Annotated in this window: 24 protein-coding genes; 9 read left to right on the top strand and 15 right to left on the bottom strand. The window is 66.8% G+C overall.

Annotated elements, in window-relative coordinates; genetic code table 11:
* Positions 1 to 45: 45 nt before the first annotated feature.
* The 12 genes from N826_RS10025 to N826_RS09970 form a co-directional block, all read right to left on the bottom strand.
* Positions 46 to 1,599: an ABC transporter ATP-binding protein gene (locus tag N826_RS10025; protein WP_044428179.1), complete on the bottom strand. Its 1,554-nt coding sequence runs from the start codon at positions 1,597 to 1,599 to the stop codon at positions 46 to 48.
* Positions 1,596 to 2,729, bottom strand: coding sequence for a hypothetical protein (locus N826_RS10020; RefSeq protein WP_044428177.1), 1,134 nt, complete (start codon positions 2,727 to 2,729; stop codon positions 1,596 to 1,598). The genes N826_RS10025 and N826_RS10020 overlap by 4 nt, the downstream gene beginning before the upstream one ends.
* Positions 2,730 to 2,794: 65 nt before the next feature.
* Positions 2,795 to 3,787 (bottom strand): hypothetical protein, encoded by a 993-nt coding sequence (locus N826_RS10015; protein WP_044428175.1) that lies wholly within the window; start codon positions 3,785 to 3,787, stop codon positions 2,795 to 2,797.
* Complete coding sequence (locus tag N826_RS10010) at positions 3,778 to 4,539, bottom strand: bestrophin-like domain (protein ID WP_044428172.1); 762 nt, start codon at positions 4,537 to 4,539, stop codon at positions 3,778 to 3,780. The genes N826_RS10015 and N826_RS10010 overlap by 10 nt, the downstream gene beginning before the upstream one ends.
* A 5-nt stretch (positions 4,540 to 4,544) precedes the next feature.
* The gene (locus N826_RS10005) at positions 4,545 to 5,306 is read right to left on the bottom strand and encodes a bestrophin-like domain (RefSeq protein ID WP_044428171.1); all 762 of its coding nucleotides are present in this window, start codon (positions 5,304 to 5,306) and stop codon (positions 4,545 to 4,547) included.
* Complete coding sequence (locus N826_RS10000) at positions 5,303 to 6,118, bottom strand: hypothetical protein (RefSeq protein ID WP_044428170.1); 816 nt, start codon at positions 6,116 to 6,118, stop codon at positions 5,303 to 5,305. Before N826_RS10000 ends, N826_RS10005 begins: the two co-directional genes overlap by 4 nt.
* Positions 6,108 to 6,746, bottom strand: a complete 639-nt coding sequence (locus tag N826_RS09995; RefSeq protein ID WP_044428169.1) for a hypothetical protein — start codon at positions 6,744 to 6,746, stop codon at positions 6,108 to 6,110. The genes N826_RS10000 and N826_RS09995 overlap by 11 nt, the downstream gene beginning before the upstream one ends.
* A complete protein-coding gene (locus N826_RS09990; protein ID WP_044428168.1) occupies positions 6,746 to 7,171 on the bottom strand; it encodes a hypothetical protein in 426 nt (141 codons plus the stop codon). Before N826_RS09990 ends, N826_RS09995 begins: the two co-directional genes overlap by 1 nt.
* A 47-nt stretch (positions 7,172 to 7,218) precedes the next feature.
* On the bottom strand, positions 7,219 to 8,184 hold the full coding sequence (locus N826_RS09985) for a hypothetical protein (protein WP_044428167.1): 966 nt from the start codon (positions 8,182 to 8,184) through the stop codon (positions 7,219 to 7,221).
* Positions 8,184 to 9,239: a tetratricopeptide repeat protein gene (locus N826_RS09980; protein WP_044428166.1), complete on the bottom strand. Its 1,056-nt coding sequence runs from the start codon at positions 9,237 to 9,239 to the stop codon at positions 8,184 to 8,186. The genes N826_RS09985 and N826_RS09980 overlap by 1 nt, the downstream gene beginning before the upstream one ends.
* A gap of 201 nt (positions 9,240 to 9,440) precedes the next feature.
* Positions 9,441 to 9,902 carry a hypothetical protein gene (locus tag N826_RS09975; protein WP_147040363.1) on the bottom strand — a complete coding sequence of 154 codons (462 nt, stop codon included), beginning with the start codon at positions 9,900 to 9,902 and terminating at the stop codon, positions 9,441 to 9,443.
* A gap of 32 nt (positions 9,903 to 9,934) precedes the next feature.
* Positions 9,935 to 11,311 (bottom strand): MICOS complex subunit MIC60, encoded by a 1,377-nt coding sequence (locus tag N826_RS09970; RefSeq protein WP_044428164.1) that lies wholly within the window; start codon positions 11,309 to 11,311, stop codon positions 9,935 to 9,937.
* Between the two features lie 335 nt (positions 11,312 to 11,646).
* Here N826_RS09970 and N826_RS09965 point away from each other — a divergent pair, with 335 nt between their 5' ends.
* From N826_RS09965 to N826_RS09955, 3 genes are read left to right on the top strand one after another with little or no spacing between them, the layout of a single operon-like run.
* Positions 11,647 to 12,582: a hypothetical protein gene (locus tag N826_RS09965; protein WP_044428162.1), complete on the top strand. Its 936-nt coding sequence runs from the start codon at positions 11,647 to 11,649 to the stop codon at positions 12,580 to 12,582.
* Positions 12,582 to 13,208, top strand: a complete 627-nt coding sequence (locus tag N826_RS09960) for an SH3 domain-containing protein (protein ID WP_044428160.1) — start codon at positions 12,582 to 12,584, stop codon at positions 13,206 to 13,208. Before N826_RS09965 ends, N826_RS09960 begins: the two co-directional genes overlap by 1 nt.
* A 6-nt stretch (positions 13,209 to 13,214) precedes the next feature.
* On the top strand, positions 13,215 to 13,811 hold the full coding sequence (locus N826_RS09955; RefSeq protein ID WP_044428157.1) for a hypothetical protein: 597 nt from the start codon (positions 13,215 to 13,217) through the stop codon (positions 13,809 to 13,811).
* A 42-nt stretch (positions 13,812 to 13,853) separates the two neighbouring features.
* Here N826_RS09955 and N826_RS09950 read toward each other — a convergent pair whose 3' ends face one another.
* The gene (locus N826_RS09950) at positions 13,854 to 14,297 is read right to left on the bottom strand and encodes a DUF6524 family protein (protein ID WP_044428155.1); all 444 of its coding nucleotides are present in this window, start codon (positions 14,295 to 14,297) and stop codon (positions 13,854 to 13,856) included.
* 87 nt (positions 14,298 to 14,384) lie between these two features.
* Here N826_RS09950 and N826_RS09945 point away from each other — a divergent pair, with 87 nt between their 5' ends.
* Positions 14,385 to 14,765 (top strand): hypothetical protein, encoded by a 381-nt coding sequence (locus tag N826_RS09945; protein WP_044428153.1) that lies wholly within the window; start codon positions 14,385 to 14,387, stop codon positions 14,763 to 14,765.
* Between the two features lie 7 nt (positions 14,766 to 14,772).
* Here the strand turns inward: N826_RS09945 and N826_RS09940 are convergent, their stop codons facing one another.
* On the bottom strand, positions 14,773 to 15,183 hold the full coding sequence (locus tag N826_RS09940) for a DUF6524 family protein (RefSeq protein ID WP_044428151.1): 411 nt from the start codon (positions 15,181 to 15,183) through the stop codon (positions 14,773 to 14,775).
* Positions 15,184 to 15,201: 18 nt separating this feature from the next.
* Positions 15,202 to 16,017 carry an MlaA family lipoprotein gene (locus N826_RS39830; protein ID WP_052830990.1) on the bottom strand — a complete coding sequence of 272 codons (816 nt, stop codon included), beginning with the start codon at positions 16,015 to 16,017 and terminating at the stop codon, positions 15,202 to 15,204.
* Positions 16,018 to 16,306: 289 nt separating this feature from the next.
* On the opposite strand from N826_RS39830, the gene N826_RS09930 reads away from it, so the two are divergent.
* From N826_RS09930 to N826_RS09910, 5 genes are all read left to right on the top strand, one after another.
* Positions 16,307 to 17,371, top strand: a complete 1,065-nt coding sequence (locus N826_RS09930) for a substrate-binding domain-containing protein (protein ID WP_044428149.1) — start codon at positions 16,307 to 16,309, stop codon at positions 17,369 to 17,371.
* Positions 17,372 to 17,452: 81 nt separating this feature from the next.
* On the top strand, positions 17,453 to 18,220 hold the full coding sequence (locus N826_RS09925; RefSeq protein WP_147040365.1) for a hypothetical protein: 768 nt from the start codon (positions 17,453 to 17,455) through the stop codon (positions 18,218 to 18,220).
* On the top strand, positions 18,217 to 20,370 hold the full coding sequence (locus N826_RS09920; protein WP_044428146.1) for an MFS transporter: 2,154 nt from the start codon (positions 18,217 to 18,219) through the stop codon (positions 20,368 to 20,370). Before N826_RS09925 ends, N826_RS09920 begins: the two co-directional genes overlap by 4 nt.
* A complete protein-coding gene (locus N826_RS09915; RefSeq protein ID WP_044428145.1) occupies positions 20,367 to 21,191 on the top strand; it encodes a formyltransferase family protein in 825 nt (274 codons plus the stop codon). The genes N826_RS09920 and N826_RS09915 overlap by 4 nt, the downstream gene beginning before the upstream one ends.
* A gap of 1 nt (position 21,192) precedes the next feature.
* The gene (locus N826_RS09910; protein ID WP_052830988.1) at positions 21,193 to 22,215 is read left to right on the top strand and encodes an ABC transporter substrate binding protein; all 1,023 of its coding nucleotides are present in this window, start codon (positions 21,193 to 21,195) and stop codon (positions 22,213 to 22,215) included.
* Positions 22,216 to 22,286: the final 71 nt, after the last annotated feature.

Raw genomic sequence — 22,286 nt, 5'->3', positions numbered from 1 at the left:
TTCAATTATGCTAAAATACGGAACCTCTGATCGGTGGCGCCTCATCTAGAGTGTAATGACAGAGACGGCGGCGTGTACCAGCAGGGTCACCGTGACACCGGCGATGATCGACTGGGCGATACCCGTGCTGATGGCGATGCCCGAGTCCTTGCGCCGGCTTCCGATGGCGATCGCGGCAAGCCCCGCGAGCAGGGCGCTGAGCGCTACCTTTACGACCACCCATGCCATGTTAGGACTCGGCCAGAGGCCGTCGGTCAGTACCCGCTGAAAGAACTGGCTGCGCCACAGCTCGAAATGCTGTTGCGGGAACTGGACGTGCCACGTATGCATCGAACTCCAGCTCGCCGCCGCCAGCGACAGCAGCAGCAGGAGCAGCGCTCCCGCCACCATGTTGATGAGGATGGCCGAGAAGATGTAGAGCCGCGCGGCGATCCGCAGGTTTTCCATCGCCTTGAACTGCGACGACAGCACCCGGTTGCCGATATCGGCGGCGATGATGGCGTTGTTGCGCGCCACGAACAGGATGCTGCTGACCAGCGGAACGGCGATCGTGTTCTGAACGAAGCCCAGGCCGACCAGCGTTTCGTCATGCAGCAACGACTTCAGGTATCCGCCGAGCGAGTTGTAGTTGAAGCCGAACCACATGGAGACGAAACCCATGATCAGGCCTCCGATCCCCATATAGATCAGCATCAGCGGCGATGCGCAGAGCACCCAGAAATATTCGGCGATGTAACGCGCGAACCAGTACAGTTTCGGCCGGTGCCCGACCGCCGCCGTCCAGGGATTGCCGGGCGCAGCCGCAGGAGTGCCAGCCGAATGACCGGCCGCCATCGCTGTCGGTTCGGCGCCGTCGCCGAGCTTGAGCAGTTCCGCCTCGATCGCCTCGGCATCGGGCGGCATGCTGACCAGCCGGTGAGACCGCGTGTCGAAAAGCAGCACCCGGTCGGCAATCGGCAGCAGGTCCTTGACGTGGTGCGCCACGATCAGCGCCGGCTTGCCCATGTCGCGGCAGAGGCCGCGGATCAGTTCGCCCAGCCTGCGCGCCATGGGGACGTCCAGGCCGGAATTCGGCTCGTCGAACAGAAGGACCGGCCGGTCCGCGAGCAGGGTGCGGGCGATGGCGAGGCGCTGCCGCTGGCCGCCGCTGCACGATGCGACGGAGGCGTTCGGGTCGATGTCACCCAGCAAGGCGGCGGCATTGGCGATCAGGACGGGATCGCCGGAGCCATCTGCATGATCCGCGGCGATCCGCAGGTTCTCCAGGGCGCTCAGGTCGTTGAACAGCGCATGATCCTGGAAGACGATTCCGCCGACGGAGCTGTTCTCAGTGGCGAGGTCGATGGTGCGCCCGGCGCAGTTCAGGTGTCCGGAGACGTGCCAGTCACCTTTCTCGGTTTCCAGCAGGCCGCCGAGCAGCTTGACGATCGTCGATTTGCCGCAGCCGCTGGGACCGACCAGCAGAACCACCTCGGACGGTCCGATCGTGAAGGTGGCGTCGCCGACCAGCGGCATGCCGTTGGGCCGGCTGATGCTCAGCCCGTCGATGGCAAGACCGAAACCTGTCCCCGTCATGGCCTGGGTTTCGCCCTGGGTCATGGCTGGGCGTCCCTCAGCAGGGGGCGGGGCGCACGCGGATCGAGCCGCAGCATTTCATCGCGCTGACCGGGGCTCGTCAGGATGATCAGCCGCCCGGACCGCCCCGTGATGAAACCCCGGAAGGTGAAGGCGGCGATGGCGTTCAAGTCGTTGTTCGGATGGACGCCCAGCAGCATGCCGGGAGCGAACCGTGCCAAGTCGGCGGCGGGCTGCGACAGCGGACTCAGATAGCCGCCGATCCTCTGGTCGGTAACGAGACGGACCAGAAGGCCGCCGATGCGCGGGTCGCGGGTCATCGCGTCCATGACGGCGCCGGCGAAAGTCTGGATGAAGGTCCTGGCCTGCCTGGAGTCGAGGATACGCCGGGAGGTCCGTTCGACGATGCCGCGTTCGCGCGCGTCGCGCAGGATGGCATCCATCGTCCGCTCCACCGGCTTCAGGTCCCACTGCCGCGTGCGGAAGATGTCGATCAGCGCACCGGCGTTGGCGCCCAGCATTTCCCATATCAACGGCTCGATCCGGTTGAGCACGAGGGGCATCAGGTCGCGTCTTGCCGCGTCGCGCAGCAGCGGCTCGACGCCGCGCACGAGGTCGTCGTAGGCGTTCCGCATAACGGGCTCGCGCCAGGCCGAGTCCGCCGCCTGCTGGATGACGTTCGTCAGTTCGCCCTTGTAGTCGTCGGCGAATTCCGGAGATTTCAGCACCGCGTCCACCGCCTCGCGCAGGCCGCGGCCGAGTGCGTCGATGCCGAGCCGGATCCGCGTCCTTTCCTCATCGGAGGCGAGCAGCCACAGGACGCGCAGGTTGGCATCGAACAGCAGGCCTTCGCTGCCCTGGACCAGCAGGGGATCGTCCGGGTCGAACGGCGTGAACTCGATCCGTCCGTCGGCCTGGGTGCTGCCGGTGCCGACTCGCAGCGTCGAGCGGTCCGGCCTCATGGCGAAGACGGGGACCGGCCGGGCGGAGACGGCCGCAATGCCGGCCGAACGATCGGCCGGACGGAACGTCGACACGGGTTGCCGATCCCGCATCGGCAAAGCCGACCATCCCGCCGACAGGAACAGCACCCACAGGCTCAGGCTGGCAAGCAGCGTTCCGTGCCGGTGGAAGGTGGCGGCTAGGCGGGGCATGAGATCAGAGGCTCCGTTCGTGTGCTTCAAACGTTGGCCCTTCCGGCATCATCTGCTTCCCGGCATCATCTGCTCACGACACGCTGGTTCAGGCGGATCGTGTTGCCGACTTCGTCGATCCAGCCGACCAATGTCAGGTCCAGCGTCTCGCTGACGTGTTCGCGCGAGTCTTCAAGGACCGTGCGGACGGCGCGTTCGAAGCTTTCGCGGTTGACCACCGTATCCAGTTGGGCGAGCACCAGGTCGATGATGGTGAAGATCGACTTGGCGGCGATGACGACGAACACAGGACCGCCGATCAGGGCCACGGGTATGCCGTAGCTGCCCAGCATCGCCACTACGGTCGAAGCGGAGACGCTCAGGGACGCTGTCGTGGTCATGATCGGGCGTGTGACCCGCGCCGCGACGGCGTCGAACCGGCTTCCCGCCTCGTAGGCCAGGGGCGGGATGATCACTCTCGGCTCCGGCATCGGCGGCAGTCCGGCGCACAGGTCGGGCTTCGTGGCCGGCGCTTCGATCTGGCGCAAGCCCGCCCAAAGCTCGCGGTTCAGTTCGAAGCACAGCTTGTCGATCCGGCGGTCGGTGGCCCGCAGCACCGCCGCCGTCGCCGCCTCGAGATCCAGGCGCGCCAGATCGGGCTGAAGCCGTGCCTCGTAGGCGATCAGCACGGCGGTCAGCAGCCGCTCCTCGACCCGGTTCTGGACATTGATGAAGTCGCCGGTCACCACCGACGCAACGGCGACGGCGATAGCCTTGGCGATCAGGATGTAGCTGGTCCACCAGTCGAACACCCAGTCAACATACTGGTCCGCCCGGCCGACCAGTTCGGCTTGAACCGGCGCCGTTTCCAGTTCCAGGTCGCGGAGCGCCGCCGCCCGGATGGCGCCCAGCGAGCGCGACAGCAGCAGCTCGAAATCGACGTGCCGTGCCTCGCGAGGGTCCTGGACGACGGGTGCCGCAAGTCCGGCTGCTCCGGCGGCATGACCGACGCCAACCGGCACGGCCGCCAGCAGCATCAGTCCGCAGGCCGCCGCGGCGACGCGCGATTTCATCCCCATCGCAGGATATCCATGATGGCGCGTGCGGAGATGCTCATGTCGCCAGACCAGGGGTGGTTCATCAGGATCGCTAGATAGGCGATGGTCACGGCGGACAGCGACATCAGCGTGGACAGCATCGCCTGGATGATCAGGGACGGGCCGGCGACGAGGGAGGCGAAGACCATCGTCGTGGCCGTGGCGAACGCGACTCCCAGCCAGGCATAGCCCATCAGCGGATCGGGAAGGCTGCGGACAAGCCGTTTCGTCCGGATGTCGACAAGCTGTGCCAGGGTTTCACCCATATCGGACGCCATCCGGGGCGGAGTCGCCGCCAAAGTGACCAGCATGTCGTCGAATGCTCCCTGGGTGGCCGGATCGTGCCGGCCGCCGGCAAGGGCGGGCAGCTCGCGTTCCACCACCATGCTGGCATAGCGTTCCACCAGGATGCCCAAACCTTCCGGATCGGCCCGCCGGGCCGTGAAGTGCAGGTCGGTGAGGAGCCGGCCCTCCAGGTCGATCAGCGTGCGCAGGTCGTATTGCAAGATGGCGCCATGGACCAGAACGAAGACCAGAAGTCCCGAGAAGATCTGCCCCAGCACTTCCAGCTTGAGGCCGGTCAGCGTGATGTCGCGCCCATCCGGGCCGATGACGAAGGTCACGAACATGGTCCCCGCGAGGCCGGCGAGCGCACTGCCCATAACGGCCCAGGTCCCTCCCACGGCCATCGGCTGCTCGGCGATCCATCGCGCAAGGCTGGCGAACATTTCCATGGCGGTCAGAATCCCGGCAGGGCGAGGAAACGGTGCGGACTGAGCGGTGCGGAGCCGGCGAAGGGGCTGCCCATCAGAACGGCGAGGTGGAGCATCTGCGCCATGGTCATCGTCAGCATCGAGGTGGTCAAAGCGTGCATGATCACGGACGTCGATCCCAATGCCCAGTTGAACGCGATCGAGACCAGGGCCAGCGCACCCACCGCCGTCCACAGCATCTTGTCGAAGGCGTTGCCCGCGGCCACGTCGATGCGCTGGTTGCGGGCTGAGACGGCGGCTACCGCCAGCTGGCTGCCCATCTCGGCCGCGACCGGTGACGACGTGGTGGCGGGATCGGTAGCCGGGGCGTTGTGGAAGGCGCGCAAGACCTCGTCGAAGCGCCGGGCGGCGAGGGGGCTATGAGCGCCGGCGGCCATCTCCTGCCACTCGTCGGCGGCGACCGCCTCGCCGTAGTCCTTGACCGCCGCCGCGATCCGGCCATCGGCGTCCATCCCGCCGGCGGTGGAAACCATGACCAGGGCGCGGAGCGCCGCGGTTTCCTGGGCGATGGCCGTCGCAGCGGTTTCCCGCGTGTCGCTGGCCTGGACGAGGACGAATGCGGCGAACCCGGCGAAGACCTGGGCGAAGTACATGTATTTGAAGCCGCCGCCGGGATTGTTGCCGGCGAGCTCCGCTTCCGTCAGGTAGTAACGGACGATAGCCAAGCCCGACACCGCCCACAAAACCGCTCCGGCCATCCACAGGAGGAACTCGGTCGTAAGCGTCATCGGCCCCCCGCCGCCGCGCCGGACACCGCACCGGGCCGAATACCGGGCTGGGGTGACGCCAGATCGGTCAGAGTGGCCGGAACCGCGACCGCCATCGTCGGCAGGACCAGCGCCAGCGCGACCGCGGCGGCGATCGCGATGCCGCTCGCGTGGAGACCGTTGAACACGGCGTCGCTGACATGCGTGCTGGTGCGCAGGGTGGCGCCCAGCAGGAGTCCCAGCCCCAGCGGCACGATCACGAGGCCGGGCGGCAGCGGCAGGCTATAGCGGTTGATCGCCGAAAGCCGCGCCTGCCGGGATGCCGGCAGCAATTTCGACAGGGTGTCCAGCGAAGACCGGGTCTGGATGCTGCCGATGCCGCGGTCGACCGCGTCGCGGCAGATCGCGACCAGGAGTTCTAGGGACACGCTCGCCGCCGTCGAGACCTTGCCGCCGGCTTCGGCGCCGACGACATCGGCGGCATAGGCGCTCACCGCCCGCTCCAGCCTGCCGGCCTCGTCCGCCGGCAGGCCGGACGCCGCCGCGCGGATGCCGCCGAGATACGAACCCTCTGCCCGATAAGCGTGCTCCAGCGCGTTGCCGGCAACCCAGCCGAAGCTGAGGGTCGCCGCGATCAACCCGATGAAGACCTGCTCCAGCCAGCCGAAGGCGGCGCCGCTCTGCGCTTCGGAAAACAGCGGGGTCGGGTCCCCGAGCAGGTTCCGCATCGCCAGCACGATGCCGCCCCAGACCACGAAGGCCGTGGCGCCGATCGCGGGGACACCCGCGGCAAGCAGCCACGGTGTCGTACCGGGAGCCCCGTCAAGGCTCATGGGAGTTCCTGTCCCTGACAAAACCGGGAGGGGGAGAGGTCGGGAAGCCGGTCGTTCGGGGTGCCAGCCGGAACGTCGCTGCCGGCAGGGGACCCAAGGCGATATCGACCGCAACTGCGTCCAGCCGCGGGTCTTCCGACGCTTCCAGCAATGCGATCACGATGTGCCGGGACAATGTGGCGGTGAGTCCCTGGTCGTCGGCGGCCCAGTCGTCCAGACGGCGCCCGATCCAGGTCCGATCCTCTTCCGACAATTCCAGCGTGCGTTCCAGGTGGACCTTCAGCTTCGGCAGGAGACCGGACTCGGTGACGACTTCAGTGACCCGGTAACCGCAGTCCGCGATTAGGCGCCAGAAGACGCCGGCTTCCGGCGATACCGCATCAAGGGCTTCCGTCGGAGACGGCGGCAGCATAAGGGCGGCGAACCGGTCGATCAGACGGTCGAGCGGCGTCGCCATGGGATTGTCGCCGGCGAGGATCTCGGCGAAGACCGAATCGGCAGCCTGTGCCTGCTGGCAGCGGCCCGCGCCGGCCGCGAGCAGGCTCGCGACGACCAGACCACGGACCAGACCCCAGCCCAGACACCGGACCAGATCCGATGGACTCCGACGTTCGGCCTGGATTCCCATCAGTCGTCGACCTTGATGCGGTTGTACCAGCGCCGGCTGCCCAGGGCGGACCTTTTAGGCACCAGCGCCAGCCCGGCCATCAGCGACTTGACGCGCTTCTCGGCGCGGACGGTGTCCTTCGGGCGGTTGGTCAGGGTGGCATATGTCGTCACCGCTTCCTCGAAGCGCTTCCTGGGCACCTTGCCTTTGGGCGTGTTGTTGAGAAGCGCCTGGACAAGCTCGACCGCCTTGCTCTCCAGGACGATGCCCCGCTCGCGCGCGGCTTGCCGGATCGCTCCGTGCGCCTCGTCGGGATCGAGATCGAGATCGACGACGGCGGTACGCAGCGCCTCGCGCTCGCGCTCCGCCGTCAGCAGGGATCCGTCATCCGCGAAGAACGGGACCATGGCCTTGAATTTGCGGCGCTGTTCGGAAGAGTCGGCCATCGACGGGTCCTGTGATTTCTTGGGGCTGGTCAAACTGGGTCAGCCGGTCAGGGTCTTGCGAACCAGCGAGGGGCGATTTCCTGGGCGGCTTGCCCGCCCTTCTTCAAAGCCCAACCGATCGCACCGGCGGCTTCGGAGACGGAGATCGACCAAAGGTCGTACATGCTGTCCACCAGCGATCGTGCATCGCCCGACAGGCGCTTTTCGCTCGCGGCGGCCGCTATGGCTTCGGAGATGCCGGGCGATGCGGCATCGGAAACGGCAATGCCCAGGTCGGTACACAACGCCTCGTCCGTGAGCTTCGGGCCGCCGTCCTTGGCATCCTCGATCGTCAGCTGGCGGCGCTGGTAGCCGAGACCGGCGGCGTCGGCGGCCTGCCAGAGCGCTTCGTCGCCCAGGGGGATCATCCGGGCCAGACCGTCGATCACGGCATTGGTCGAGACGTCGCCCGGCACGATCTCGAGGCTGGAGAGCAATACCGCCGAGACCTGCTGGTTGAGCAGGCGCGCAACCGCCCGCATGCCCCCGCGCGTCTCGGTCCTGATCGAGGCGAGCGGCGGATAGGCAGCCGAAAGCACCGCCCAGCTGCCGGCGGTGAGCGATCCGGCGCTGCCGATATCGATGGTCCCGCCGGAAGGGGCGGCCGACGCCGCCAGCAGGGCGGAGGCGTCGGCCGCCGAGTCGATCGGGACGAGCAGGACGAAGCAGGCACGGCGAAGCGGAAAGTACTCGAGATCGGCAATGGCGGACGACCGCTTGGCCGCGTTCCGGAATATGTCGCCGTGGAGCACGGCTGCTGCTGCCCGGCCGTGCTCCAGAGCATCGAGCGGACTTGCGTCGGGCGCCGGCTTCTCGACGACCACCGGGTGGCCGGCCGGAAGGGCGCCGGGAACGGCGGCGGCGATCGCTTCGGCGATAGAGCCGGGCGGCCCGCCGCCCAGCAGTGTGACCGCCGCTTCCGCAGGCAGGGACGATACCGCGAACATGGCCGCGGCCAGGACGCGGACCGGCATCAAGTCTGCCTCGGCTTCATCGCTTTCTCAAGATCGCCGCTGATCGACCGGTCGGTAGGAGCCAGACGGAGCGCCTTGCGCAGGGCGGCGGAGGCTTCGTCGGTCCGTCCGGATGCCATCAGCAGGCGGCCCAGGCGCGCGTGGAGGGTGGGATTGTCAGGCGCCAGTTCAGTCCCGAGGGAGAGTTCCGCGATGGCGTCCTCAGGCCGGCCCATCGCCTCATAGGCCGTTGCCCGCTCCTCGCGGATCATAACAGCGTTGGGCTCCAGCCGGCCGGCGATTTCCAGCATGTCCAGCGCTTCCAGCGGCCGGTTGAGCCGGTTCAGCGACTGGCCGATGTTGAGGTAGGGCAGCGACAGCGTCGGGTCGAGTTCGGTCGCACGCCCGAATATGGCAATCGCTTCCTCATACTTCTTCTGAAGGAACAGCGTCCGGCCCCAGAGATTGAAGATCAGCGGCTGCTCGCTCTCGGGCATCGCGCTGAAGCAATGCTCGATCATCTCGTAGGTCTTGGCGAAGTCGGCGGACGCGCTCTTCTGTTCCGTGGCCCGGACATACAGAGCCGCTATATAGGGATCGACCGTCTTCACGGTCTCGAACCCGGCCTGCTTGAGCAGCAGGGGGAGATCGGTCCGCGCTCCCGTGAACTGGTTGCTCCGGACCTTGCCGGCCCGGTCGGTGATCCGGATGCGCAGCATGACATGCTCGTCATCGACGTCGAACAGCTCGCCGGAGATGGTCATCTTGACGACGCCGACATATTTACGGGCGGCGTTGACCAGCACCTGGATCTCGAAATACTCGCCGATCTCGGCAAGCGACTCGTCCTTGTCCTCGTTGCCGAGGTCGATGCTGCGAAGCCGTGAGCCGGCGCCCACCCGGACCGCACGGATCTCGTCCGTCAGCTGGCGGGTCAGGACCCGGGGGCTGTAGCCTTGCTCCTGCGCCCATTTCGGAGAGGAGATCGGATCGAACACGATGCTGTCGTACCCGGTATAAAGACCGAGGCCGAAAATCGACAGGATCGCGATGAGAGGAAACGTAATGAAGTCCATGCGGCCACCTGATCAGATCGGGACTTGATCGACTCGGATAAGAGCGGATTGCGTTCGATGCGGGCTCCCGTGAAAGTTACCCGCAAAGAAGTAAATAAATCAGCCTATGACGAGCGTGCGGAAGGTGGACGCTTCGATCCTGAAGCGTCCGGGCGGTTCACCTGCTGCCGGCATCGGCGCCGATCCCGGCGCCGATGCCTCCTATGGCATGACGCGATAGGCGACCGCCGTGGAGATCTTGCCGGAGCGCACCGGCGCAACCGACTCGGGCGATGTCAGCCAGTCGGCGAACAAGGCGCCGGCGAGTGAACTCGACACCGCATAGACACGGCTGATCGCGACGGCGCCTTCACTGGCCGACAGGGTGCCGGTAGCAGCGGTTCCGCCACCGATCAGCGGCAATGCGGACAAGCCGCCGGTCGCCAGATTGAAGGCGACGACACCCCCCAGGGCGCCCAGCCCGATGGCGAGCAGGCGGTTGCTGGCAGCACTCGTATCGGCGGCCGGATAGGCCGGAGCGGGCAGCGGTGCCGGAGCGGGGGACTCGATGCCCGGCACCGGCGTCGCCGGCATTGCCGAAGGACCGCCGTCCTGCGCCGATGCTGGCTGGGCAAGGCTGATCGTCATTATAAGGGCGGCAGCGGTGAAGGCGCATGTTCTCATGTCGTCGTTCCTTGGGCGTGTCGCGGGGGCGGTCATCCCTCGATCATCGGATCGAGGGTAAGGGTGAGGAGGGTGGCCGTCGCATCGTCGACGGCCAGACGGCCGCTGGCTTCGAGAAGCCAGCGGCGGGCGACGATGCTGGCGGGCGCTCCCATGCGGGAAATCAGCTCGACGGCTCCTTTCAGGTCGCTCTCGGCAAGCCGTCGGGCGGTCGCTTCGAGGGTTTGCTGCTCGGGCGAGGTGGTGCGCGACGACTCGGCGCCGGCCGCCTCGGCGATCGACTCGAGCCACGATCCGACCCGGTCGCTCAACCCGCGCTGGGTGGTCGCCGAAACCGCCGTCAGGATGCGCGGAGCCACCAGGGCGTTGAAGCTCTCCCGCAGCTCGCTCAGCGTCGCGACGCCGGTCCCGGCGCTCTGCCCGAGTACGGCGACCGTTTCGGCGTAGGCTGGATTGCCGGCGGTCAGCCGGCGGATGATGTCGATTTCCCGCTCGAACGGCCGCGAGGTCTGGAGTTTGGCGCCGAGCTGCTGGACGGCGAGCGCCATCCGGGTCGTCTTCAAGCGGGTCTGATCGGCCCGCCGAAGCTCCTCGAAGGCGGCCGCGGTGCTTGCCTGGGCGGCCTGCGCCGCTTCGCTCAGCCGGCCCGCGAGGGCGCCCAGTTCCGCCTGGGCCGCGGTGAGATCGGTCCGGCTGGAGGACAGCGCCGCTTCCAGCTCCGCGATGCGCCTGTCGTGCTCCGCGTCGACCGCGCCGAGGCTCGCCTGGATGGCGGCGCCGCGTTCGCCGACCTGAGCCAGCGAAGCCGCCGTATTGATGCGCGCTTCGCCGGTATCGAGCCGTGCGGCCAGGGCATCGAGCCGTGCCGCCATTTCGCCGAGTCGGGTGTCCGCCGCCGATCCGGCGCGCTCCAGCCTCTCGATTCGCAATGCCGCGACGTTGACGTTGCCGCCCACGGCTTCGATCGCGTCCACCCTGGCCGCGACCGCCGTCATGCGCCGTTCGGCATCGTCGGTCCGCGCCGACAGCTCCGCAATGCCCGAGTCTCCCAGAAGGAAAGCATAATGGGGTGGGACGGTAAGGTGTTTTTCAACCCAAGGCTTGGCAGCCGGACCGGCTAGTGCAATCCCAGATACGCTTATTGCCAGCATCGACAGCAGCAGCGGTGCCCGACTCGGACGCCGGGGCAGTGGCGTTTCGAGACTGCCCCGGTCGCGTGACCGCGCGGTGAATTCCGGCGGCGGAGGCGAATACGGAATCTCTTCCCGCAGGTGCTCAGGCGTCTCGGCGATAACTCCGATGTCCGGTCGGAGCACGGTGGAAGCCGTCTCCGTATCCGTTTCGCCGGCCGTTGCAGGCAGCGGGCGCTCCATCGTATCGCCGGAAGAAATCTGATCCGAACTCTTCATTGAATCCCCAGGCCGGAGGCCGCAGCGACGTTGCGAAACCATCTTCTTCATATTATCTCTAATTCTTTTGAATTACACTAGATGTATAAATCGCTTACCCTTCGGAGAGGGGTAGGACGACGGACCGGTGAGTATCGATGCGAATTTGGGTATGCGGCAATCTTCCGGGGAAGATAAAGGGACCGCCTCGCGGGGCGCTTAGTCCGCGTCCACGGCCCAGCGGCAGGTCCTCCACGGGACAGCCCGGCCGGGGTCATTCCGAATAGTGTCCGATCCGCATCGTTTTTTTAGGGCTGCCTGGATCTGTAACAGGCTGTGTTTTATTGGAGAGATCGATGGCTGACGAATCCGATGACAATGTGCCTCAGCGTGACCCGGCCTCCCCGGAGCCGGCCCCCCGCGAGCCGGCGGCAAGCCGGCCCGCGAAGTCCGGCGGCGGATCGACCGTGGCCGTTTTCCTGTCCTTCATCGCCCTTGCGGCGTCGATCGGTTCCACCGGCTGGATGCTGACGCGGGTCCAGCCCGCCGTTCGCGAGTCGGCTGCCGCGGCGTCGGCGCTCACGGCATCGGTCAAAGCGGCGAACGCCGCGTCCAAGGATGCGGCGGTTTCCTTCGACAAGCTGTCCGGCGAAGTGGCGGCGCTCCGCACCGAATTGTCGGCCGGCGCCGCCCTGCCGGTTCGGGCCGACGCGCTCGACAAGCGGATCTCCCAGGTCGAAGCCAGCCTCGGCGCGCTGGCGCGGGTCGCCGCCGCCGACATGGTGGTCCGTGCGATGAGCAGCGCCACCTCGGGCGCCGCCCTGACCCAGAACGAAATCGGCCGCCTCGTCACGCTGGCGGCCAGCATTCCCGAGGCGACCGCCGCCGCGGCCGAACTGGGAGCGGCGATACCCGGCGGCGCCATCTCCCGCCAGAACCTGAAGTCCGACCTTAGCCGCATCGCCGGCCGGATCGAGGAAACGGCGGCGCCGCATCCGCAGACCACCGTCCATACCGTGCAGACTTTCATCAACCGCACCGTGACCGATGTCGGCGAGACGCTGGGCCTTCCGCTCAACCAGCAGAGCCCGGCCGCCTCTTTGCGCGACGCATACCGGTCGGTCGATTCCGATCTGGCCTCGGCGATCCGCATAGCTCTCTCCAGCGATCTCCGGCAGCAGCCGGCGGTGGCCGACTGGCTGGTCCACGCCAAGGCCCGTCTGGCGTTCGAGCAGTCCCTGCGCAAGCTCAACGATGCGCTGGTCGTGGTGCGGCAAGCGGATAAGACCTGATGCGGCGGAGCCGTATCCGCATCGCCGCGCTCGCGGCCCTTGCCCTGACGGCTCCGGCGGCCTTTCCGGCCGCCGCGGCATCCCGGACCGCGGTGGAACGGGAAGCCGCATCTGCCCGGCCCCCGCTGGAGGCCGGGCCGCCGGCCCTCCGGGCGAACGGCAGGGTCAATCTCCGGGCGGAGCCGTCAAGGTCGGCGGCTGTGCTCGCGACGGTGGAGCCGGGGACGATCCTCGAGTCGCCGGGCGTCGTGACGGGACTTCCCTGGGTCGCCGTGTCGCGCGACGGACGGTTGTTTGGCTATGTTTTCGCCGAACTCGTTTCGTCCGTCGCGTCGGGATCGCAAGCGGCGGAGATACCGGCGGCCGGTATGTCCGCCACCCGAACGATCGACGACCGACTCCGCGCCGTCGAAGAGACGCTGAGCGGAATGCGGGTCGATCTCGACCAGCAGGCCCAACTGTCGCGGGAGGGTTTCGAGCGTACCGGACGCCAGCTTTCCGACATCCAGGCGCGGCTGCCGGAAGCGGACGGTCCCGCCGTCGTCCGGCTTCAGCCGCCGCCGACCCGCCTGGACGTGGCGATCGCGAGCGTCCGCGAGCTGTTCGCGCGCATCGTCGGCAACTGACCGGGCATGGTCGAAGATCTTTCGACAGTCCTTCCGGCTCTGCTGACCGTGGTCGCCCTGCTGCTGCCGGTGGCGGTGCTGAGCGTGTCCGACGGGGTCCTGCACATGCTCGCCCCCCATCTCTTCTTCCGCATCCCCGCGCTCTCGGTGCTTCCTAAATCGGCAGGACTGATGCTCGGTATCGGCGCCTTGTACGACCGGGACGACGGGACGGTTTACGACCTGACCCTCCTGTTCGACAAGTCGAGCTTCTGGAACATGTCGGCGCTGGATTTCCTGGCCGGCAGGGCCGACCCGGCCGGTTACCGCCTGATCGATCTGGCTCTCGGTGCCTTTGCCGGATTGCCGGACCCGCTGCTCGGCAACCTCATGCTCGTGTCGGGTGCCTTGCTTGTACTGGCCGGTGCCGTCGCCCTGATCACCGCTCGGGATACCGATCTGGCACGCGTCTTCCTGGCGATCCCGATTCTGTCGCTGGCCACGGCGTTCCTGACGATCTACCTGGTCTCGCTGATCCTCTGGGTAGCGCATATGCTCAATTTCTGGGTGTTCTTGCTGGCCGCCGCGATCTACCAGAAGCGCCGCTACGCCAAGCATCACTGAACCGTCATCCCGAACCGGTGCCTCCCGAGCAGGCTTCCCGGATCAGCGGCTCTTGTAGCCCGAGATGTAGCGTTTTTGGCTTTGCCCGGTCAGCCGGGTCACGGTCGAGGCCCAGACGATACCGCCGGTGGCCAAGATACCGACGGAAACAGGCAGCCACCATGACAGCACCGTCAGCCGCTGGTCCGGCGGAAACTGCTCCACGATCATCCAGGTCAGGACCGCCAGCATGAGCGCGGCTACCGCGATGCCGCCGCGGCCAAGCGCCGCCAGGGAAGTCAGCGCCCCCCAGCCGGCCAGCACCAGCGCCGCAACCAGAAAGGCGAACTTCAGGGCTATGCTCCAGCCGTCGTCGATCGTCAGCCAGCCGAGCAGGGAATAGCCGGAGGGATTCCAGGTCGCCAGCGTCCCGGTCTCCACCAGCAGCAGGCGGACGACCAGTCCGCCCGGACCGATGCTGGCATGCTGATGGCCGCCGCCGCTCACGGGCGATATCTCCAATCTTTCGTATTAGCCCACTGCCCTTGGAACCGCATGAGGCTATAATCGGCGGCAAGGGCTGGATATCGGCGCATGGGAGCTGCTGTGGACAAGGGTGAAGGGGCTGTCATGGTCGCGCGCGGTTTCGGCGGTTACCTCGAACTGGAGGGAAACCGTCTGCGCATCCTGCGGGGTGGCTGGTTCGGTTATCTCATCACCCTTTTCGGCCTGGAAGGCGGTTTCGTCGAGCGGACCGTGCGGGTCGACCAGATTTCCAGCATAGAGTTGGACGTCCCCATGATGTTCTTCCGGTACATCCGGTTCTCGTATCCCGGAAGCCCGGCCATGACCGGCAACAACCTCGCCGACATGCTGGCGGAGAACGCTGTCATCATGAGCCTCGTGGACAACCGGCCGTTCTTCCGGATCGTCGAGCGCATCGAAGAGCTGATGGACCATGGCATTCCCCGGTGACTCGGACTTACCGGAGCGTCACGTCGTTCGAGTCGACCTGTCCCGACATCCGCAAAGTCAGGCTCGACCATGATACGCCGAGCGCCAGGACGCTCGCGACGGCAACCAGTACGATCGTGACGTAGGCGCCGTTCGAGAGATCGCGAAGCAGGCCCAGGTCGATCAGCGTCCAGGTCGCGGCCGCCAGCAGGCCGGCAGTCGCGATCATCCCCCTGACGCCCAGTGATCGCCTGGTCGCCAGGAAGAACGTCGCGACGATGCTGCCGAGGACGATGCCGGTCAGGATCTTGAGAGACCATGGCTCCTTGTTGTCGCTCAGGACCCAATGGACATAGGAATAGCCCGACGGATTGAAGGTCGCGAAGACGATGAACATCGCGATCAGCCATCTTACGATGATTCCGGGATAGCTGAACATCGCGCCCGCTGCCCTGCCTTACTGAAAGAACAGCCGCGACTCGACGTCGAGCCGTTCGCCGCAGGAAAGCTTCTGGAGTTGCATGAACACGCTGCGCTCCGCCGCATAGGCGTCGAGAGCCTGCCGCTCCACGGAGCGCAGGTCGTCCCTGACCGCGATGTATTGCAGCGTGACATCCGCAATGCGGTAGGGAACGAGCATCACCCCAAGCACCGCGTATTGCGCCATGATCGTTAGCACCCGCCCGGTCGCGTCGCGGACCGACGACGGACCCAGCACCGGCAGCACGACATAGGCGCCGGGGCCGATGCCGTAATGACAGAAGACCTCGTCCAGGGTGGCCTTGCGGGGATCGAGGCCATAGTCCTTCGCCTTGTCGTAGACGCCGCCAAGGCCGGCGGTGGTGTTGATGGCGAACCGCGCCGCCGTTGTTTCCGCAGCGTTCCAGTCGCCCTTGAGGACGTGCCCGGCCAGCCAGACGGGCTCCCGCAGGTTCGAGAAGACATTGGCGACCCCCGTCCGCACCGGAGCGGACGTGGCTTCGACATAGGCGTCGGACACCGGTTCAAGCACGAACCGGCGCACTTCCTGGTTCAGCCGGTGAGCCAATCGGTTCAGCTCCTCCACCGGGTCGTTTACGGAGTCGCTCGCGTCGCCGCCATTCCCGGCGGTAGCCGCAGGATCGGCCGATACGACCGTTTTGGTAAGTCCAGGACCGGCCGCCGTGACCGGCCCGGTCTGCTGGAGCGACATCGCTTCTTCGAAATCGCTGTCGTCCAGGAAGCGTCCTGCATGAGTTTCCGCTGTCGTCAGCGCCAACAGAACGGCTGCCATGGCGACACTATGCGCGCAATGCTTGAACAACTGCCGCACGCTTCCTCCAATCTAAGGGTAGACGATTTTTAAACGATAACCTTTAAAAATCTACGAACCAAGCGGCACCTGCCGCACAGGTCTCCTCCACGCCTGTTGCCGGAGGAGCGGCCACAGGAATAACTTACTGATTATGCTGATAATTTTGCAGTTTCTTATATTCAGTGACTTTTATTAGATTTGTATTTAACTCTTTCGGGTAGACCGATTCGTTGCGCCTAGCACCGGGTCAGGCATGAGGAATTCAAGGATGAGGGATTCAGGCATAGCCATCTCCGGAAAAAGAACGGGACTGTTCGCCGGCATCGCGCTTCTCGTCGCGGCTTTCCTGCCGGCGCAGGCGGCGGAGCTTGGGCGGCAGAGGGCCGACAAGCCCCGCGACCAGATCGTCGTTGCCGCTCCGCCGTCTCTGGCAACCGTGGCGGCTGCCGTATCGGCCGCTTTCGGCGGGCGATTCGAGACGCCGGCTCCTCAGGTGGCGGAGACATCCACCCGGTCGGCCTTCTCCGACTTCTGCCGCGAACCGGCGTCGCTGCCCGACATGGTGCTCAGCAACCGGCGCATGTCCCATGCCGAACTGGCGCGATGCCGCCGCGCCGACATAGGTGACATCGTAGAGATACCGGTCGGGTTCGAGACCGCCGTGTTCGTGACCCGGCGCGGTGGTCCGGTACTCGACCTGACGGTCGATCAGCTTTTCGACATCCTGGGGGCCGGCGGCACCCGGCCGGTCCGATGGGAAGATTTGGGGGTCCGCAGCTTCGGCGATCCAATCCGCATCCTCCTGCCGCCACAAGCCGACCGCACCTTCGGGATCGTGCGGGAACAGGTGCTGATGACGGCGTGCAGAGGGCGTCCGGGCCTGGGAGACCGGCTGGATGCCGCCGCCCGGACGGCTGCCTGCGGTGCCGTCCGTGGCGATGGCGGTGTCGTCACCGAGACCGAGGAGCGGTCGATCCCGAAGATCCTGGCTGAGGGAGAGATCGGACTGGTCGGCAACTCCGTGTTCCAGCGCAGTGCCGCGGACCTTCAGCCGGTCCTGATCGACGGGCAGGGACCATCGATCCTGCCCGTCGTTTCCGGCGACTACGCGGCGGCGCGTCCGCTGTTCGTCTACGCCAAGACGGCGCAGATGCGTAAGGGCCGGGGCGGCGGCAGGGTTCGCGGCCTGCGGGATCTTGCCGATTTCATCGCCGGCGACGACGTCACCGGCCAGAACGGCATCCTGGGCCATCTGGGCATCGTCCTGCTCCCGGCGGAGCGGCGCGTCACGGTCCGCATGCGGACCATGGCCCTGGTACCCTTCGATCGCTAAATATCGAGGTTATTAACCTCTTCGACGGGATTTGCGGCGTATTTATCATAACCTGATTTCGCTGCGTATCCGGAGGTACTGTTGCGCTTGGCATTTAGGGTGACAGCCAGCATCGGGCTCATACTTGCTCTGTCCATCGCAACCTCCGTCGTCGTCAGCCGGCATGCCTTCGTGCACATCCTGCTCGACTTGACCGAGTCGCGGATCTTCGCGCTGGCCGACGATATCGGCGACGTCTTCGCGGCCACCGTTCGGCTCGGTCTCCCGCTCGACCAGATCGGCAACGGCTCCGAAATCCTCAAATCCGCATTGCCGCTCGACCCGCAGATCGTGGCGCTTGCCGTCGTCAGCGCCGAAGGCGGCCTGCTCCACCGGGCCGGCGCCGATTTCGACTGGCTGGGCACCGGCGGCGTGCGCGGCGAAGCCGATCCGAAGAAGGGAAACCGGCGCAAGGTGGTCGATGCGGGCGATGTGCTGGTTGTCTGGACAGCTATCCCCGATCCGCTGGGCCGGACGACCGGGCATATCGGCATAGCGGCGTCCAGCACCTACCGGAACATGCTGGTCCGCAACAGTTTCAACGAAGTCCTGTCCCTGTCCGGTATCGTGCTGACGCTCGCCACCCTGCTGACCGCCTTGGGAGCCGTCGTCGCCTGCCGGGGGATTTCGCTGGTGCTGCGGCGGATCGGCGAGATGGCGGATCGTCCCGGAGCGGCGGACGGCGATCCGCTGGGAGAGATCGGCGCCGCGGCGATGGGCAAGCTGGACTGGATCAACGCGGAACTGGCCGCGATGGAGGCCGACACCGTCGCCGGTACCGCCGCCCTGCAACCCAGGTGCGTGCGATGACCGCCTCCGACGGCATGGTCGAGCCGGCCGATCCCGCCGGACTGGAAGTCGCGGGCCTTCTGAAGGCGTCGCGCAGCCGCGTGGTCGTACTTTGCGTCACGATGCTGGTGATCGCCACCGTCGCCGCCGGCTTGATGGCGTTCCGCGTCTATGAACGGGTGCTCGGACCGGAACTCCTCCAGACCGCGCGGATAGCGGCGTCGACGATCACCTCGACGGCCGTTCAGGCGATGGACCTGGGCCTGGAGCCGCGTGATTTCGTCGGCATGGAAGAGTTCATGGCTGACGCCCTGAAACTTCATCGCGGCCTGCTCTATGCGGCCATGCTGGACGATGGCTGGACGGTGATCGCCGCGACATCCGCCGTCCGGCCCGACGTGTTGCCGGCCCGTCCCGCCGGGCTTGCCTGCCCGGCCGAAGCCGTGGTGGTCATGGAGCCTGTCCAGGGGATCGTCGTCCCCCTGTGCGCCGGGAACGCCGATGGCGGAACCGGTGCGGTGGCCGCCGCCATCCTGGTCGCCAACGATCCCGCCTTCGTACATGGCCAGTTCGAAGTGCTGGTGCTCGACGTCGCGACCGCGCTGCTGATCGGCCTGCTGCTCGCCTTCGAGATCCTGCTCGTCCTGATCATGCGGAGCATCGCCGAGCCCCTTACCCTGCTGATCGACCAGCTGTCGCGGGTGGCGCATGGCGATATCGGCGCCTCGACGCGGATCACCGGAGCGGGGGAGGTATCTTCGGCGCTGGCGTCGATGGACCGCGCCATCGGCTCGATCCATGACCGTGTCGCCGTCCTGAAGGCGCGGATAGCCGGGATGGGCGATGCGGCGTCGCGGGGCCGCCTGTCGGCACGGCTTCAGGAACTGCTCGACCGCTTCGCCATCGGAGCGGACGGTCTGCGCACGGTGAAGGCGATTTCGCCCTGGGACGTCCGGCTGCCGCTCGTGCTGTTCGTGCTGGCGGACGAGATGCAGAAGGCCTTCCTGCCGCTGTTCAGCCGTTCCCTTGCGGAACCGGTCTTTGGAATTTCGGCGGAAACGGTCTCGGCGCTGCCCCTTACCGTCTATATGGCGGTGATAGCGCTCGCGACTCCGTCCTGTGGCCGTCTGGCCGACCGGTTCGGGGCGCGCCGCATGGTAATCCTGGGACTGGTGCCCGCCATCGCCGGCTATGTCCTGTGCGCCCTGGCCCAGGATGCCCTGTGGCTGATCGGCGGCCGGGGACTGACGGCACTCGGCTACGCCCTCATCACGATCGCCTGCCAGAGCCATATCATAGCGGCGGCCGGCGAAACCAAGCGGTCGCTGGCGATGACGATCTTCATCGGCGCCCTGATGACGGCCAGCATCTGCGGCACCGCCATCGGCGGCATCGTCGCCGACCGTGTCGGGCCGAACGCCGCCTTCGCGGCATCGGCGGCGGTCGCTGCCCTGGCCGGCGTCATCGCGTGGCGCATGGTGCCGCCGTCGGAAATCCATCCCGCGACCCAAAGGTCCAGCCTGCTTGCCGCGATGCGCGACATGCTGCTCAACCCGGCGTTCCTGGCGTTCCTCCTGCTGGCGGCGATTCCGTCGAAAATAGCGCTGACCGGCATCCTGTTCTATCTGGTGCCGCTGAGGCTGGCGGAGATCGGGGCGGGGCAGGCGGACATCGCCCGCGTGCTGATCATCTACTCCTTCATGAACATAGCGGCCGGGCCGATGGCCGCTCGCTTCGCCGACCGCCGCAACGTTCATTTCGCCATGATGGTCGCCGGCGGCGCCGTGTCCGGCGCCGGTGCGTGGCTGCTGGCGGGCGCCGACCAGACGCACCTGATCCTGCTGATCGTGGCGTGTCTCGGGATCGGCCACGCGATGTGCGTGGCGCGGGGCGTCGCCTTCGCCACCAAGGTCTGCCAGCCGGAGGCCGAGCGTCACGGCCGGACCACCATGCTCGGCGTCTTGCGGATGATGGAGCGCATCGGCAGCGTCGCCGGGCCGGCGGCGGCGGCGGCGGTCGCCGTCTCCATCGGCTTCGGCCCGGCGATCGGCGCCATCGGCGCCGGTGTTGTCGCCGTGTCGCTGACTCATGGCGTCGTCGCCATCGCGGTGCCCGCGCTTCGCGGCGCACGGCGGGACGCGGGTCGTGCGGAACTCGGGGGGACGGAATGAAGATCCTGGTCTGCACCAAGCGCGATCTCACCTCGCTGGTTGCGATGAACGTCCTGCTGCCAGCCTTGCACGGACACGAGGTCCGCGTGATGCTGGCCGAGCGGACGCGTCCGATCGAGGAGTCGACGCCGGAGCTTGCCCAGGTCAAGTTCGTCGAGCGCGATTTCCCGATCGGCGTGGTCGAACCTCTGGTCGAGCGGCTGGTATCCAGCGGCCGGCACGATTACGCCGATCTCATGACTTTCCCGCGTCTGGCGGCCCGTGGCGTGAAGATGGATATCGTACGGTCTTCCGACGATCCCGTCTTCGCATCGGCGGTCGAGCGGATGCGCCCGGATATCCTGCTGTCGATCCGCTACAGCTTCCAGATCAGGCCCGGCCTGCCGGGGATGCCCCGTCTCGCCTTCAACATGCACCCCGGCGCACTTCCCCGGCTTGCCGGGCTGTTCCCGCATTTCTACGCGATGCTCCGGGGCGATCCGTTCTTCACCGTCACCGTACACCGCATGGTGCCGGAACTGGACGCCGGTTCCATCGTCATGGTGCACGAGGTGCCGGTCGATCCCACCGTATCCGCGCATATGGCCAATATCGACCTGCACCGCGTCGGGGCCGCCATGATGGCCGAACTGGTCGCCTGGATCGACCGGGGCGAAGCCCTGGACGAGCGGGAGCCGGGCGTGCTGCCCGCCAAGCTCTGCTACTACCCGAACCGGGAGGCGCTGGACGCCTTCGCGGCACGTGGGCTGAAGCTGGTCGACATGGCGGCCTACAACGAATTGATAGGCGCCTTCCTGCCGAACCCCCTGCTGGTGATGTGAGATGACCAAGGCTTTGCTGGTGGCCCTGGCTCTTTTGTTTTTCGCCGGTCCGTGCCGGGCGGCGTCTCCGGATGCCGTTGCCTCCGAAGGACCGAAGCGTGTCATGATGCTCCTATGGCGCGGCTGCGAGGAGCTTTGCCAAGGCTTCCAGAGCTGGTTCGAGCGCCGCCACCTGGCCGTCGCGTTCGAGATGCGCGACGCGAAGCAGGACCGCCGCCGGCTGGCGGAACTGGTGGAGGAGGTGAGGGACGGGGAATGGGACCTCGTGCTGACCTGGGGGACGACGGTTTCGCTGGCGGCGCTCGGCACCTTGTCGGTGCCCGCACAGCCGCTCGGCGCTCCCGCCGTGTTCGCCAACGTCACCGATCCGATCGGCTCCGGCCTTGCCGCCGGTCCCCAGGGATCGGGCCGCGCCGGGGTCGCCGGCTCGATGAGCGTGGTCCCCGACGACGTTCAGATCAACGCGATCCGCCGTTACCGCCCGATGCGGCGTCTCGGCGTCGCTTTCAACACCGACGAACCCAATTCCATCGACAACGTCAAGCGGCTGCGGGCGCTCGCCGGGCCGATGGACTTCGAACTGGTGGAGGTGCCGATCCCGGCCGATGCATCGGGCCGGCCTGATCCGGCCTCGATCCCCGAAGTGATCGGCCGCTTGGCCGAAGCGAAGGTGGACTTCGTCTATATCGGGTCCAGTTCGTTCCTGCTGTCCCACGTGACGGCGTTCACCGAGGCGGCGGTCGCGGCCGGGCTGCCGGTTGCCGCCGCCGGCGAAGTCCCGATCCGGCAGGGCACGGGGCTGCTGGGCGTGGTCAGCCCGAACTTCGTCGTCGGGTTGCTGGCGGGCAGCCAGGCCGAGAAGATCCTGTTCGAAGGCGTCAGCCCGGAGGACCTGCCGGTCGCCGGCCTCAAGGACTACGCCTACCTGATCAACATCGAGACGGCGAAACGCCTTCGCCTCGCCCCGCCCATGTCCTTGCTCCGCAACGCCGTGATCGTGAACAAGGACCAGGGCGCCCGCTGAGAACGGGGCGGGGGCAAGCGGCGACGGGTATTTACCAGGAGCCGAAGAGTCTGACCGGCGCTCCGGCAGTG

The sequence above is a fragment of the Skermanella aerolata KACC 11604 genome (genome assembly GCF_000936425.1).
Taxonomy (GTDB): Bacteria; Pseudomonadota; Alphaproteobacteria; order Azospirillales; family Azospirillaceae; genus Skermanella; species Skermanella aerolata.
Note: the sequence above shows the minus strand (reverse complement) of the source record. Positions and strands in the feature narration are given on the sequence as shown.